Annotated in this window: 12 protein-coding genes and 1 tRNA gene; 7 read left to right on the top strand and 6 right to left on the bottom strand. The window is 73.1% G+C overall.

Going from position 1 to position 13640, the window contains the following annotated elements; genetic code table 11:
- Positions 1-271: 271 nt before the first annotated feature.
- Both BKD26_RS10505 and BKD26_RS10500 read right to left on the bottom strand, forming a co-directional pair.
- Entirely contained in the window at positions 272-1510 is a 1239-nt protein-coding gene (locus BKD26_RS10505; RefSeq protein ID WP_084897564.1) for an ROK family protein, read from the bottom strand.
- Between the two features lie 79 nt (positions 1511-1589).
- A tRNA-Leu gene (locus BKD26_RS10500) sits at positions 1590-1674 on the bottom strand.
- Between the two features lie 143 nt (positions 1675-1817).
- Here BKD26_RS10500 and BKD26_RS10495 point away from each other — a divergent pair.
- From BKD26_RS10495 to BKD26_RS10485, 3 genes are all read left to right on the top strand, one after another.
- Positions 1818-3149, top strand: a complete 1332-nt coding sequence (locus BKD26_RS10495; RefSeq protein ID WP_084897563.1) for a M20/M25/M40 family metallo-hydrolase — start codon at positions 1818-1820, stop codon at positions 3147-3149.
- 186 nt (positions 3150-3335) lie between these two features.
- Complete coding sequence (locus BKD26_RS10490) at positions 3336-3569, top strand: chaplin (RefSeq protein ID WP_084897562.1); 234 nt, start codon at positions 3336-3338, stop codon at positions 3567-3569.
- A 138-nt stretch (positions 3570-3707) separates the two neighbouring features.
- Positions 3708-4526 (top strand): chaplin, encoded by an 819-nt coding sequence (locus BKD26_RS10485; RefSeq protein ID WP_084897561.1) that lies wholly within the window; start codon positions 3708-3710, stop codon positions 4524-4526.
- Between the two features lie 70 nt (positions 4527-4596).
- Here BKD26_RS10485 and BKD26_RS10480 read toward each other — a convergent pair whose 3' ends face one another.
- Positions 4597-4785 carry a DUF5703 family protein gene (locus BKD26_RS10480; protein ID WP_005319466.1) on the bottom strand — a complete coding sequence of 63 codons (189 nt, stop codon included), beginning with the start codon at positions 4783-4785 and terminating at the stop codon, positions 4597-4599.
- A gap of 47 nt (positions 4786-4832) precedes the next feature.
- On the opposite strand from BKD26_RS10480, the gene BKD26_RS10475 reads away from it, so the two are divergent.
- On the top strand, positions 4833-5492 hold the full coding sequence (locus tag BKD26_RS10475; protein WP_084897560.1) for a hypothetical protein: 660 nt from the start codon (positions 4833-4835) through the stop codon (positions 5490-5492).
- A gap of 774 nt (positions 5493-6266) precedes the next feature.
- On the opposite strand, the gene BKD26_RS10470 is transcribed toward BKD26_RS10475, so the two are convergent.
- Together BKD26_RS10470 and BKD26_RS10465 are read right to left on the bottom strand one after the other, a co-directional pair.
- On the bottom strand, positions 6267-8630 hold the full coding sequence (locus tag BKD26_RS10470; protein WP_084897559.1) for a helix-hairpin-helix domain-containing protein: 2364 nt from the start codon (positions 8628-8630) through the stop codon (positions 6267-6269).
- Positions 8627-9610: an aldo/keto reductase gene (locus BKD26_RS10465; protein WP_084897558.1), complete on the bottom strand. Its 984-nt coding sequence runs from the start codon at positions 9608-9610 to the stop codon at positions 8627-8629. Before BKD26_RS10465 ends, BKD26_RS10470 begins: the two co-directional genes overlap by 4 nt.
- 164 nt (positions 9611-9774) lie before the next feature.
- Here BKD26_RS10465 and BKD26_RS10460 point away from each other — a divergent pair, with 164 nt between their 5' ends.
- Positions 9775-10827, top strand: a complete 1053-nt coding sequence (locus BKD26_RS10460) for an LLM class F420-dependent oxidoreductase (RefSeq protein WP_084897557.1) — start codon at positions 9775-9777, stop codon at positions 10825-10827.
- A 268-nt stretch (positions 10828-11095) separates the two neighbouring features.
- A complete protein-coding gene (locus BKD26_RS10455; RefSeq protein WP_084897556.1) occupies positions 11096-11881 on the top strand; it encodes a hypothetical protein in 786 nt (261 codons plus the stop codon).
- 15 nt (positions 11882-11896) lie between these two features.
- On the opposite strand, the gene corA is transcribed toward BKD26_RS10455, so the two are convergent.
- The gene (corA, locus tag BKD26_RS10450) at positions 11897-12895 is read right to left on the bottom strand and encodes a magnesium/cobalt transporter CorA (protein ID WP_084897717.1); all 999 of its coding nucleotides are present in this window, start codon (positions 12893-12895) and stop codon (positions 11897-11899) included.
- Positions 12896-12948: 53 nt separating this feature from the next.
- On the opposite strand from corA, the gene BKD26_RS10445 reads away from it, so the two are divergent.
- The gene (locus BKD26_RS10445) at positions 12949-13635 is read left to right on the top strand and encodes a histidine phosphatase family protein (protein WP_084897555.1); all 687 of its coding nucleotides are present in this window, start codon (positions 12949-12951) and stop codon (positions 13633-13635) included.
- Positions 13636-13640: the final 5 nt, after the last annotated feature.

Below are 13640 nucleotides of genomic sequence, written 5' to 3'. Positions count from 1 at the left end.
GCGGATCGGCGGCGAGAAACGGCGACGAGACCGGGTGGGCACCCCGCCGACCGCGAGGAGGTGAGCCCGGAGGGGCCCCGACCTGGCCCACCGGCCGCACCGACCCGGCCCGCGCCCCACGGGCCGCAGCCGACCCGGCCCGCGCCGTACGGCGCTTCCGCCCCGACCTGGCCCACCGGCCGCACCGACCCGGCCCGCGCCGTACGGCGCTTCCGCCCCGTGCGGTGCGCCGCCACGGGCCCGAGGCACCGGGGCCCAGCCCCCGGCATGGTCACCGCGCGGCGCGTGCCGTGTATGCCGCCGGGTCGGCGATCACGTCCCGGACCACCCGCGCCGCCGCCCCCCGCGCCGCGTCGCCCGACGACGACGAGCCCCGCAGCCGCCCGCTCCGCGCCGGCCACAGCCCCGACACGACCCGAAGGGTCAGCTCCCGGTCCGCCGCCGGGCCCAGCCACGGCATCAGCGGCCGGTAGATCCCGCCCAGCACCACCGCGTCCGGGTCCAGCAGGTTCACCGCCCCGGACACCACCAGCCCCAGCATCCGTCCGGCCCGCTCCAGGGCCGCCACCGTCCGGGTGTCACCCGCGAGGGCGCGCCGTTCCAGCTCCGCGACCCCCGGCATCCCCGCCGCCTCGTCGAGGCCCGCGCCCCGCAGCAGCGCGGCCTGACCGGCGTACTGCTCCAGGCACCCCCGCGAACCGCACCGGCACTGCGGCCCGTCCGCGTCCGCCACCACGTGCCCGATCTCCCCGGCGAACCCGTGCGCCCCGCGCAACAGCTCACCGTCGACGACGATCGCGCCGCCCACCCCGATCTCGCCCGTCAGGTACAGGAAGCTGCGTACGCGCTCCGGACCGCCGAACCACAGCTCGGCCAGGGCGGCCGCGTTGGCCTCGTTGTCCGAGCCGACCGGCAGGGGCCGCCCCCCGGGCAGCAACCGGCTCAGCGCCTGACCGAACAGCCCTTCCGCCGCCACCCGGTTCCAGCCCAGGTTCGGCGCCTGGCGCACCGTGCCGCCGGACACCAGCCCGGGCAGCGCGAGCCGCGCGCCCGCCGGACGGAGCTCCTGCTCGGCAGCCGACCGAAGCGTCCGCGCCGCGATCCGCGCGGCCCGCTCCAGCACCTCGCCGGGCGGCACGCCCCGGTTGTCCACGTGCTCGGTGAGCCGCACCCGGTCGGTTCCGGCCAGGTCGACCACACACACCGAAACGTAATCGATGTTGATCTCGACGCCGAGCCCGGCCGGCCCCGTACGCGCCACCCGCAGCGCCGTCCCCGGTCGCCCCGCCTGCCCGCTGAACGTCTTGCCCTGCTCCGTGAGGAACCCGCCCGCCAGCAACTGCTCGACCAGCGACGACACCGCCGCCCGCGTCAGCCCCACCCGCGCCGCGACTGCCGCCCGGGTCGCCTCGCCCTCGTCGTGCACGGCCCGCAGCACGAGGCTGAGGTTGTGCCGCCGCACGGTGTCCTTGTCGGCCTTGGGCTCCAGCGGATCGAGACTGTTGTTCATGGTGCGGCCGAGCCTATGCGAAGGCCGTGAACGCGGAAGCGCGGGTCCGGTCTGCCGACCGAACCCGCGCTTCTCTCTGTGTCCGAGGGGGGACTTGAACCCCCACGCCCGATAAAGGGCACTAGCACCTCAAGCTAGCGCGTCTGCCATTCCGCCACCCGGACAAGGTGTCTGTCTCGCGGCCCGCGGCCGCTCCGACGTGGAAAACCATAGCAAACATTGGGAGTGCCCGATCACGCCCCCGCCCACGCCCCCCGGAGGGGGCAGGATGAGAGGACCCAGCAGCAGCGACGCGGGAGGAACCAGCGTGAGTGAGTCGAGCACGGCGCGAACCGCCACCGTCAGGGGCGAGGACGAGGTCACCGACCTCTGCCGCGACCTGATCCGGATCGACACCAGCAACTACGGCGATCACTCGGGCCCGGGGGAACGGGCGGCTGCCGAATACGTCGCCGAGAAGCTCGCCGAGGTGGGGCTCGAACCCAAGATCATCGAGTCCCACAGGGGACGCGCCTCCACCGTGGCGCGGATCGCGGGCGAGGATCCCTCCCGGCCGGCCCTCCTGATCCACGGCCACACCGATGTCGTCCCGGCCAACGCCGACGACTGGACGCATCACCCCTTCTCGGGCGAGATCGCCGAGGGCTGCGTCTGGGGCCGTGGCGCGGTCGACATGAAGGACATGGACGCGATGACCCTCGCGGTCGTACGGGACCGGCTGCGCACCGGCCGCAAGCCCCCGCGCGACATCGTGCTGGCGTTCCTCGCGGACGAGGAGGCGGGTGGTACGTACGGCGCCCGGCACCTCGTGGACAAGCACCCCGACCTCTTCGAGGGTGTCACCGAGGCGATCGGCGAGGTCGGCGGCTTCTCGTTCACCGTCAACGAGAACCTGCGCCTCTACCTGGTCGAGACCGCCCAGAAGGGCATGCACTGGATGCGGCTGACGGTCGACGGCACGGCCGGGCACGGCTCGATGACCAACACCGACAACTCCATCACCGAGCTGTGCGAGGCGGTGGGGCGGCTCGGCCGGCACACCTGGCCGGTCAGGGTCACCAAGACCGTACGGTCCTTCCTGGACGAGCTGTCCGACGCGCTCGGCACCCCGCTGGACCCGGAGGACATGGACGCCACGCTCGCCAAGCTGGGCGGCATCGCCAAGATGGTCGGCGCCACCCTCCGCAACTCCGCCGCCCCGACCATGCTCGGCGCCGGGTACAAGGTCAACGTCATCCCGGGGCAGGCGACCGCCCACGTCGACGGGCGCTTCCTGCCCGGGTACGAGGAGGAGTTTTTGGCCGACATCGACCGGCTCCTGGGGCCGCGCGTCCGCCGCGAGGACGTGCACGCCGACAAGGCGCTGGAGACCAGCTTCGATGGGGACCTGGTGGACGCCATGCAGTCCGCGCTCAGGGCCGAGGACCCGATCGCCCGTGCCGTGCCGTACATGCTCTCCGGTGGCACGGACGCCAAGTCCTTCGACGACCTCGGCATCCGCTGCTTCGGCTTCGCGCCGCTCCAGCTCCCGCCGGAGCTGGACTTCGCCGGGATGTTCCACGGCGTGGACGAGCGCGTTCCGGTGGAGGGCCTGAAATTCGGCGTGCGTGTGCTGGACCGTTTCATCGACGCAAGCTGACGCAAGCCGATGCCCCGGCCCGATTAGCTGGAATAGTCGGGTGAAACGACACTCCAATAATCGCCCGCGTGTGCACATCTGACCGAAAAGGGTGAACGGCGTCACCGGGTCGTAGCTCGATTACCTCCCTGTCGTTACAGGTGATGCGGTCCGCGGCTGGGATCGCATTGCCAACAAGGAGGAATAATGATCAAGAAGGTCGTCGCGGTTGCGGCCGCCACCGGGGGTCTGGTGCTGGCGGGCGCGGGCATGGCCATGGCCGACGCGGGCGCGCAGGGTGCCGCTGTCGGCTCCCCGGGTGTCATTTCGGGCAATGTGGTTCAGGTTCCCATCCACATCCCGATCAACGCCTGTGGCAACACGGTCAACATCATCGGCCTGCTGAACCCGGCCTTCGGGAACGTCTGCGTCAACGACTGACGTTGCGCCTCGACCCCTAGGGGTCCGAGACCGGCCGGCCCCGGAGTGCGTGCCATGCGCTCCGGGGCCGGTGGACATTCGGCCTCCGGGCGCTGTGCCCAGAGGTATTCGGGAAGCCTAGAAGGCAGGGAACCAGCTATGCGACAGGTCACGCGAAAGGGCCTGACCCTCGTGGCGGCCGCGGGTGGCGTACTCGCCCTCGGCGGCGGATACGCCCAGGCGCACACGGGCGCCGACGCGCACGGAGCCGCGACGAATTCCCCGGGCGTCGCGTCCGGGAACAATGTTCAGGCGCCGGTGAGCGTGCCGGTGAACGCGTGCGGCAACACCGTGAACGTCGTCGGGGCACTCAACCCGTCGTTCGGGAACAAGTGCGTCAACAAGTCGAACGGCGCCAAGGCGAACGGGGCGGCGGCGAATTCCCCGGGCGTCGCGTCCGGGAACAATGTCCAGGCGCCGGTGAACGTGCCGGTGAACGCGTGCGGCAACAGCGTCAATGTCGTCGGGGGGCTGAACCCGGCGTTCGGCAACGAGTGCGCCAACGGGCACCCGCACAAGCCCGGCCACCCGGGCAAGCCCGGTAACCCGGACGAGCCGGGCAACCCCGGTAACCCGAACGAGCCCGGCAACCCCGGCAACCCCGATGAGCCGGGTAACCCCGGTAACCCGGACGAGCCCGGTAACCCCGGCAACCCGGACGAGCCCGGCACCCCCGATGAGCCCGACGAGCCGGGCAAGCCCGGTAAGCCGGGTACGCCGGGTCAGCCGGAGAGCCCGGACGAGCCCGGTTCGCCGATCGAGCCGAACGAGCCCGGCGCGCAGACCGTCACTCCGCCGAAGGCGGACGACGAGCTCGCGCTGACCGGTGCGGCCCCGCTCGGCATGCTGATCCCGGCGGGCGCGGGCCTGCTGCTCGGGGGCACGGTCCTCTACCGCCGTACCCGGCAGTCCTCGTAGTCCCCGTCCCCACGGAGACGACGGAGCGGGCCACGCCATCGCGCGGCCCGCTCCGTTCTGCTCGTCACCCTCACCAGGTGGCGCGCACCTGACGGATGATGCGCCGACGCAGCCGCACACGGCGGCTGCCGTCCCGGTGGAGACTCAGTCGGTCCAACTCCCAGTGTCCGTACTCGGCATGGTCGGTCAGCAGACGGGTCGCCTCCTTGCGGGACACCCCGCGAGGTACGTACACGTCGACAAATTCGTATTCCGGCATCGCATCTATTGTGCAAGCAGAGGCCCGGTACGGATAGCGTCTGCTGTATGTCTGATGCTGCGCAGCCCACCGCTGCCGAGGTACGCGCCGCCGCCGAGGCGGTCAAAGCCGCACTGGACCGTCACCTGGAGGCGGTCGAGAACCGCACGGGTGATGACGACCCGGCCGTCTATGCCGCCTTCAACGCCCTCGCCACCGCGGCCGAGGCCTACGACGAGCGGCTCTACGACCGCTACGACGAGGTCACGCCGTTCGAGATCCCCGGCGTGGAGGACTCCCTCCCGCCGTACGAGGGCCCGGAGGAGCCGAACGCGCTGACCGTGCTGATCCGCCGCGACTACGCGGTGGTCGAGCCACAGCGCCTGCTGGCCCAGTCGCAGCGCATCGCGGACCTGGACCGGGAGGACGACGGCGTGCAGACCGCCGCGGTGGTGGGCACGAGCGTGCATGCGGCGCTCGGCGTGCTGTTCGGCGAGTTCGAACCGGACGAGATCGCGTCGCGGCACAAGGAGTTCGGCCTGGAGGAGGGCGACTCCACCCTGTGGGTCGCGGCCGCGGACGAGCTCCCGGAACCGGGCGAGTGGCTGAGCACCCCGTTCGACCAGGCGGACCCGGGCCGCGTGGTCTGCCGCTTCGACGTGAGCGCGGTGTTCGACGAGGACGACATCCACGGCGACCCGGAGGACGCCCGCCCGGACACCACCTGAGCCCCTCTCCGGACACGCCCCCGCCCCGCGCCCAGCCGCACCCCCATCCGGCTGGGCGCGCCTTGTGGCCCCCGGGGCACCCGCGCAGGGGCTGCCCGGCGGGGGCATCCGCGCCGGCTGGCCGGACCAGGCCTGACGCCCCGCCCGTCAGGGGCACCTGCGAGGCCCGCCCCGCTCGCCTGCCGCGGGCTCGGGCAGGCCGCGAGGCCCAGCCGGGGACTGGGCCGGCCCGTCCTGGCCCAGTCGGCTGCGCCCCGGCCGTGCGGGCCGCGTGCCCGGGCAGGCCGCGGCCCAGCCGGGACCGGCCGGCCCGTCCCGGGACTGTCGGCTGCGCCCCCGCCGTGCACGCACCGGTGCCCAAGCGGGGCCTGTCGGCGGCACCCGCCCGAAACGGCCACGAACCGAAGGCGCTGCGACCGTCCCGGGGGCACTCGAGCCGGTGCGCCCCGGCCCTGGCACGCACGCCCTGAGCTGCCTGCCCGCGCGGTCGCGACCACGCGGGTACCTCTCCGGCGTGCTCTGACACCCTGCCGGTCATCGGCCGCGCGCCGTCAGGTCGGACCGTCGTGCGGCGGCGGGTCGAGACCAGGCCTGGCAGGCGCGGTCCAGCCGCGACGGTGGCCTGCGCCCGGGCAGCGGGGCCAGCGGGCCCGGCGCCCGCGCCGGGTGGCCGGCCCGGCACGGGGCACCTCCTCCGGCAGACGGGTGGCTGGCCGGGCGGGGCGCCCCGCGCCGTGGTTCTCCAGCCGGCCCGGGCCGGTTGCGGGGCGACCGTCAGTCCTCCTGGGGGGCCAGGAGGCTCTCCAGCAGGGCGCGGAGTCGGGTGGTGCGGGGGTGGGGGAGGGCTTCCGCCACCGCGTGGGGGAGCGCCTGGTCCACGCCGTGGACCACCGACAGGTGCCGCTCGCCACGACTGAACGCGGTGTAGACCCACGCCCGGTCCAGGGCCTGCGCCGCGTCGCCGGGCAGGGCGACCACCGCCGCAGGCCACCGCATGCCCACCGCCTGGTGCGCGGTCAGCGCCCAGCCGTGGCGGAGCGCCGTCTCGACACGGTCCTTCGGTACGACGACACGCTCGCCCTCGCAGTCCAGGTGCAACCCCTCCGCGTCCGCCGAGAGCACCGTGCCCGGTACCGTCCGGCCCGGCGACGGGGCGTGGGCGACCCGGTCGCCCGGGTCGAACCCGCCGAACCGGCCCGGCCCCGGGTTCAGCCGCTGCTTGAGCGCCGCGTTGAGGGCGCGCGTCCCCGCCGCACCGCCATGGCCCACCGTGATCACCTGGGTCTGCTCGGCCGGCACCCCGATCGCGCGCGGCACCGAGTCCGCGACCAGCTGCACCGTTCGGTGCACCGCCTCACCCGCCTCCCGCACCGGGACGATGACGACCTCCTTGCCCGGCGCTTCCACCTGGTTCAGCTCACCGATCCCGATGCCGGAGACCAGCTCCCCGATCGGCCCCGGGTCCGGCGTGCGCGACGCGACCTGCGGGCACGCCCGCGCCGCCAGGACGTCCGCGAAGACCCGCCCCGCGCCCGCCGACCACAGCACGCCCGGGTCGCCGCTGAGTACCAGACGACACCCGTCCGGCAGCGACTCCACCAGCATCGCCGCCGTCTCGACGTCCAGCTGCGGGGCATCCAGCACTACCAGCAGGTCCAGCGCGAGCGCCCCGTCCGCGTCCCTGCCGGGGCCCCCCGCCCCGGCCAGCAGCCCGGCGGCGGTGACCGCGTCGACGTCCGTGCCCAGCCGGCGGCGGCCGTTCTCCGTGTACGTGGCCACAACAGCCCTGAGCCCCAGTCCACGTGCGGCCTCGGCCAGGGCGACCGCCTCGGCCCGCGCCGCCTCGCCGCCCGTGTGCGCGACGAGCCCGTGCTCGGCGACCGCACGGGTCAGGTCGGTCGGGGGAGCGTCCTGCCAGCGGGCGTCCGGGCCGCTCCTGGCGAGCCGGGCCAGGGTGTCGGCGAGGCTCTCCTCCGCGAGCGCGTACCGGTCGAGCCCGAGCAGGACCGGTACGGGCTCCGCGTCGTCGGCCGGCTCCTCCTCCCCGTCCTCGGCGGGCCCGTCGTGGAAGACCAGCACCGCGCCTTCGGCGATCGCGTGCTGCACCGCCTCGTCAGGCTCGGGCACCGAACGCTCCGCCAGCGCCGCCCGCACGGCCGCCGCGTCGAGCGCCGTATGCCCCTGGAGGGCCGCCCGCTGGAGCAGCCACCCGATGAGCGCGACCGTGCGGCGCTCGTCCCCGGGGCCGCACTCCGCGCCGAGCAGCGCCCGCGCGAAACCGTCGGCCTGCTCCGGGCGTACCCCCGGCACCGACAGCAGCTGCCAGGGGTCCGCGCGCAGCACCTCCGCCGCCGTCTCCCCCAGCACGGTGGCCACCTGCCCGGCGAGCGACTCCGGCGCGCCGCCCTCGCCCAGCACGGCCCGCACGGCCGCGACCGTCTCCGGCGCCGCCGACCGTCCTGGACGGACGGGTGCAGCGGCGACCGCCGGCCGTGCGGGCGCGACGGGCTCCGGGGCGGGTCGCCGCGGCGCGGGCGCGGGGGAGTCGAAGTACGCCGTGCCGGACGTCTTGCCGCTCTCCACCGCCCGTACCGCCGCCAGCAGGTCGGCGGCCTGACCGCTCAGCTTGCCGCCCGCCGCGATGGGGCCGCCCTTCTCGGCCTTGCGCTGCTCGATACGCGCCCGCAGCTCCCGCTGCGCCGCCAGCTCCGCCTCCACCTCGGAAACGTCACCCCCATCGGAAGCACCGCTCCCCTGGGAGCCGTCACCGCCCCCGGAGGCATCACCCACCTCTGAGAGCTCACCGCCGCCGGAGGGGTCACCCTCGGGGGAAACGTCATCCCCATCAGAGTCGCCGCTCCCCTGGGAGCCGTCACCGCCCTCGGAGGCGTCACCCACCCCGCCCGCCGACGCGGTCGCGTCCCGCTCCGCCGCGTCGCCCTCCACGTCGTGCTCGGCCGCCGCCGCCTCGGCCGCGTCGTCCGGGCGGGCCGGGGCAGCGCCGTTCTCGGCGTTCTCCGGCGGTGCCGGGACAGCGGGGGTGCCAGCCGGCTCCGCGTCGCCCGCGGCAGCGGATGCGGTGGCGTCCTGGTCGTCGGCCGAGGGGCCGGGGGTTGCCCCCCGGGGAAGCGCGGTCACAGCGTGCTCCAGTCCTGATCGGGATAGCGGTGCACGGGCGCCGACACATCGTCGAGCGCCCGGCGGATCTCGTCAGGAAGACTAAGGGCCTCCACTGACAACGCCGCCGCGAGCTGCTGCGCGTTGCGCGCGCCCACCACCGGCGCCACCACCCCCGGCCGGTCCCGCACCCACGCCAGCGCCACCTGGAGCGGCGTGGCCGCCAGCCCGTCCGCCGCCGTGATCACCGCGTCCACGATCCGGGTCGCCGAGTCGTCCAGGTACGGCTCCACGAACGGCGCCAGCCGGTCCGACGCGCCCCGCGAGTCGGACGGCGTCGCGTGCCGGTACTTGCCCGTCAGCACCCCCCGACCCAGCGGCGACGACGGCAACAGCCCGACGCCGAGGTCCAGCGCGGCGGGCAGCACCTCCCGCTCCACGCCCCGCTGCAGCAGCGAGTACTCCATCTGCGTGCTCGCCAGCCGCGCCCGCACCGCGCCCGGCGCGAGCTGCCACGTCGCGGCCTTCGCCAGCTGCCACCCGCAGAAGTTCGACACGCCCACATACCGCGCCCGCCCGCTGCTGACCGCGATGTCCAGCGCCTGGAGCGTCTCCTCCAGTGGCGTCTCCGGGTCGAAGGCGTGCACCTGCCACAGGTCCACGTAGTCCGTCCCCAGCCGCTCCAGCGACGCGTCCAGCGCCGCCAGCAGGTGCCCGCGAGAGCCGTCGAACCGGCGGTCCGGGTCCGGAACGCTGCCGGCCTTCGTCGCGATGACCAGATCGCGCCGGGGAACCAGCCGCTCCACGAGCTGCCCGAGCAGGTACTCGGCCTCGCCGCCGCCGTACACGTCCGCCGTGTCGATCAGCGTCCCGCCCGCCTCCCAGAACGCCTTCAGCTGGTCCGCCGCGTCGTGCTCGTCGGTGTCCCGCCCCCAGGTGAGGGTGCCGAGGCCGATCCGGGACACACGCAGGCCGGTACGGCCGAGATGCCTCTGCTCCATGGCCGCGAGATTACTGGCCAGAGGCCCACGCGGAGAGAGCCTGTGGACAACCTCGTACCGATGCGAGCCCGTCTCCCTCCTGACGGGACGCGGGCCTGCGCGCTAGAGTCCGAACGCGGATCGTTACTGATCAGTAAATGAGTCGACGAGTAAGGGGACCGGCTATGCGGCTCGGCATCAACCTCGGCTACTGGGGCGCGGGCATGGACGGCGACAACCTCGCCGTCGCCCAGGAGGCGGACCGCCTCGGCTACGACGTCTGCTGGGCCGCCGAAGCGTACGGCTCCGACGCCCCGACCGTCCTCGCCTGGGTCGCGGCCCAGACCGAGAACATCGACGTCGGCTCCGCGATCATGCAGATCCCGGCCCGTCAGCCCACCATGACGGCGATGACGGCCGCCACGCTCGACTCGCTCTCCGGCGGCCGCTTCCGCCTCGGTCTCGGTGTCTCCGGCCCGCAGGTCTCCGAGGGCTGGTACGGCGTGAAGTTCGACAAGCCGCTCTCGCGCACCCGCGAGTACGTCGAGATCGTGCGCAAGGCCATGGCTCGCGAGCGCCTGACGCACGAGGGCGAGCACTGGACCCTCCCGCTCCCCGGCGGACCGGGCAAGCCGATCAAGCTGACCGTCCACCCGAAGCGCGAGCACATTCCGCTCTACATCGCGGCGATCGGCCCCAAGAACCTGGAGCAGACCGGCGAGATCGCCGACGGCGCGCTGCTCATCTTCCCGTCCGCCGAGCATCTGGAGGACACCGCGCTCCGGCACCTCCGTGCCGGCCGCGAGAAGGCGGGCCTGACCATGGACGGGTTCGACGTCTGCCCGACCCTCCCGCTGGCCGTCGGCGACGACATCAACGGGCTCGCCGACATGTTCCGCCCGTACACCGCGCTGTACGTCGGCGGCATGGGCAGCCGCAAGCAGAACTTCTACAACCAGCTCGCCCAGCGCATGGGGTACGAGAAGGAAGCCGCCGAGATCCAGGAGAAGTACCTCTCCGGCGACAAGACCGGCGCGGCGGCCGCCGTCCCGCACCGGCTGATCGACCAGACGACGCTGCTGGGCTCCGTGGAGCGGATCGCCGACCGGATGCAGGCCTACGCGGCGGCCGGGGTCACGACCCTCACCCTCGCCCCGGCCGGCTTCACGCTCGACGAGCGGATCGCGGCGCTCCGGGCGGGCACCGAGGCCCTGGAGCGGGCCGGCCTGGTCGACTAGGACAAGCCTGCGGCCGTGGTGGGGGCTCGGGGTCATCCCCGCCACGGCCGTCACGCTGCACAACGCTCCACGCCCCTCCCCGGTTACTCCCCGCGCGCCACCGGGGCGCGCGGACACCGCCGTTCCCCTCCCCGCGCCCCCGATGCTCCGCCATCCGGCGGACTTCCACGGCCGAGCTGTTGCCACGTCCCCCCGCGCGGCATTTGACTCGCTCTTTGCGGAAGTGCGCAGAGACGCGCGTAGGCGCGACGCGATGGAGGTGCCATAGATGCTGTCGGCCCGAAGCCTGTTCCAGGAGATCATCGGCAACGACGACTCCTATCAGCTGTTCTGTTCCATCGCGGCCAGTGGGGAGGCCCAGGGCGGCTGGGAGAACGCCCGCATCGCCGCCCTCGTACCCGAGAGCATGAAGGAACTCGCCCCCAAGATCACCCGGCACGGTGCCGACGAGGACAAGCACGGCCGGATCTTCAACGCCCTGCTCAGAAAACGCGGCCTGGAACCGGTCTCCGTCCCCCCGGAGACCGACTACACGATGCTGCTGGAGCAGCGGGGCATCGGCCTGGCCCACGAGAAGCTGCGCCGGGACCAGCAGCTGTCGGAGGAGGACATCCTCGTCTACCTCTCGCACAGCAGGGTCACCGAACAGCGCGCGGCCGATCAGATGGACATGCTCGTCAAGCACTTCGGCGACCACCCCGAGGTCGGCAAGGCCATCCGGATGATCTGCAACGACGAGGACAACCACCTCGCGTACTGCCACGAGGAGCTGCTGGGTTTCGCGTACGCCGGACACGGCCGGACCATCCAGCGCACCCTGCGCGAGTGCGCCCTCGCCGAGATCGCCGTCTACCGTGACGTCAGCCTCGCCGTCATGGACCACATGGGCCGCATCCTGAAGTGGCCGCGCGCCAAGCGGGCGGCCCTGGCGATGGGCATCCGGGGCATGTACGCGTACGAAAGGGCCGGCGGCTGGCGGCGCATGGTCGACCTCAGGATGCCGGAGCGGCGCAACGCGCTGGGCGGGCCCGCCGAACCGGCCCCGGCATTCTGAACGGCGTGCCGGCGCCTACAGCCAGCCCCGGTGCTTGAACAGCCGGTACAGGCCGACGACCGCCACGGCCATCAGGACGATCACGGCCGGGTAGCCCCACACCTGGTGGAGCTCCCACATGTGGTCGAAGTTCATGCCGTAGACGCCCGCGACCATCGTGGGCACCGCGGCCATCGCCGCCCACGCCGAGATCTTCCGCATGTCGTCGTTCTGCCGCACGCCCATCTGCGCGAGGTGCGCCGACAGAATGTCCGAAAGCAGCCGGTCGAGCCCCTCCACCTGCTCGGTGGCACGGGTCAGATGGTCGCTGACGTCCCGGAAGAACGGCTGGGCGTGCTCACTGACGAACGGCACGCCCGCGCCCGAGAGCCGGGACATCGGCGCGGCCAGCGGACCGGTGGCCCGGCGGAACTCCAGCACCTGGCGCTTGAACATGTAGATCCGTGACGCCGTGTTCTTGGCGTCGCCGCCCGTCGGCTGGAAGACCTCCGTCTCCATCTCCTCCAGGTCGACCTGGAGCTCGCCCGCCACCTCGATGTAGTGGTCCACGACGGCGTCACTGATCGCGTACAGCACGGACGTCGGCCCGTGCTTGAGCACCTCGGGCTCCGCCTCCAGCCGCTTGCGTACGGCCGACAAGGGCGCTCCCTCGCCGTGCCGGACCGTCACCACGAACGAGTCGCCCATGAACACCATCAGCTCACCGGTGCTGACGGTGTCGCTCTCCGGCTCGTACAGCACCGGCTTGAGGACCATGAACAGCGAGTCGTCGTACACCTCCAGCTTCGGCCGCTGATGCGCCTTGAGGGCGTCCTCCACGGCCAGCGGGTGCAGGCCGAACTCCTCCGAGACGTGATCGAACTCCTCCTCCGTCGGCTCGTGCAGCCCGATCCAGAGGAACGAGTCGCCCGCATTGGCGGCCCGCGCCTCTTCGAGGGCGTCGGAGAAGTCGGACGGGCCCTCACTGCGGCGCCCGTCCCGGTAGATGGCACAGTCCACGATCACGGCGCGTATTCTTCCCCGGCCCCCGGCACCTTGCACCCGTCGAGCCGCCTAGGCTGGCAGGCATGGCCACGTTGATCCTCGTACGGCACGGACGCTCGACCGCCAACACCGCCGGCGTGCTCGCCGGCTGGACGCCCGGTGTCACCCTCGACGAGCGCGGATCCGCGCAGGCCGCGGCGCTGCCCGGCCGGCTGGCGGGGGTGCCGCTCGCGGCCGCCGTCACCAGCCCGCTCCAGCGGTGCCGGGAGACCCTCCAGCCGCTGCTGGACGCCCGCCCCGGCCTGCCGCTGCACACCGACGAGCGGATCGGCGAGTGCCACTACGGCGACTGGTCCGGGCGCAAGCTCGCCGAACTCGCCGACGAGCCCCTCATGGAGGTCGTCCAGCGGCATCCCTCCAACGTGGCCTTCCCCGGCGGCGAATCGATGCGCGCCATGCAGGCGCGCGCCGTCGAGGCCGTACGCGAGTGGAACGCGCGCGTGGAGGCGGAAAACGGGGAGGACGCGGTCTACGTGATGTGCTCGCACGGCGACATCATCAAGTCGCTCGTGGCCGACGCCCTCGGAATGCATCTCGATCTGTTCCAGCGGATCCATGTGGATCCTTGTTCCGTGACGGCGATCCGCTACACCCGCCTGAGGCCATCTCTTCTGCGGCTCGGCGACACCGGCGACTTCGGCGGTTTGATCCCCCGGGAGGAGCCCGGTGGCGAGGCCGCGGAGGTCGGCGGCGGCGCGGGAGCACCGTGATCGAT

This window comes from Streptomyces sp. CB03238 (genome assembly GCF_002099185.1).
GTDB lineage: Bacteria > Actinomycetota > Actinomycetes > Streptomycetales > Streptomycetaceae > Streptomyces.
The sequence above is the reverse complement of the archived record's forward strand: the minus strand, read 5'-3'. Positions and strand labels throughout refer to the sequence as shown.

Excerpts from the sequence above, each read along its gene's own strand:
- BKD26_RS10480 (WP_005319466.1), bottom strand. The coding sequence starts at position 4,785 with ATGCCGGAATACGAATTTGTCGACGTGTACGTACCTCGCGGGGTGTCC.
- BKD26_RS10490 (WP_084897562.1), top strand. The coding sequence starts at position 3,336 with ATGATCAAGAAGGTCGTCGCGGTTGCGGCCGCCACCGGGGGTCTGGTG.
- BKD26_RS10505 (WP_084897564.1), bottom strand. The coding sequence starts at position 1,510 with ATGAACAACAGTCTCGATCCGCTGGAGCCCAAGGCCGACAAGGACACC.
- BKD26_RS10465 (WP_084897558.1), bottom strand. The coding sequence starts at position 9,610 with ATGGAGCAGAGGCATCTCGGCCGTACCGGCCTGCGTGTGTCCCGGATC.
- BKD26_RS10445 (WP_084897555.1), top strand. The coding sequence starts at position 12,949 with ATGGCCACGTTGATCCTCGTACGGCACGGACGCTCGACCGCCAACACC.
- BKD26_RS10485 (WP_084897561.1), top strand. The coding sequence starts at position 3,708 with ATGCGACAGGTCACGCGAAAGGGCCTGACCCTCGTGGCGGCCGCGGGT.
- BKD26_RS10460 (WP_084897557.1), top strand. The coding sequence starts at position 9,775 with ATGCGGCTCGGCATCAACCTCGGCTACTGGGGCGCGGGCATGGACGGC.
- BKD26_RS10475 (WP_084897560.1), top strand. The coding sequence starts at position 4,833 with ATGTCTGATGCTGCGCAGCCCACCGCTGCCGAGGTACGCGCCGCCGCC.
- BKD26_RS10455 (WP_084897556.1), top strand. The coding sequence starts at position 11,096 with ATGCTGTCGGCCCGAAGCCTGTTCCAGGAGATCATCGGCAACGACGAC.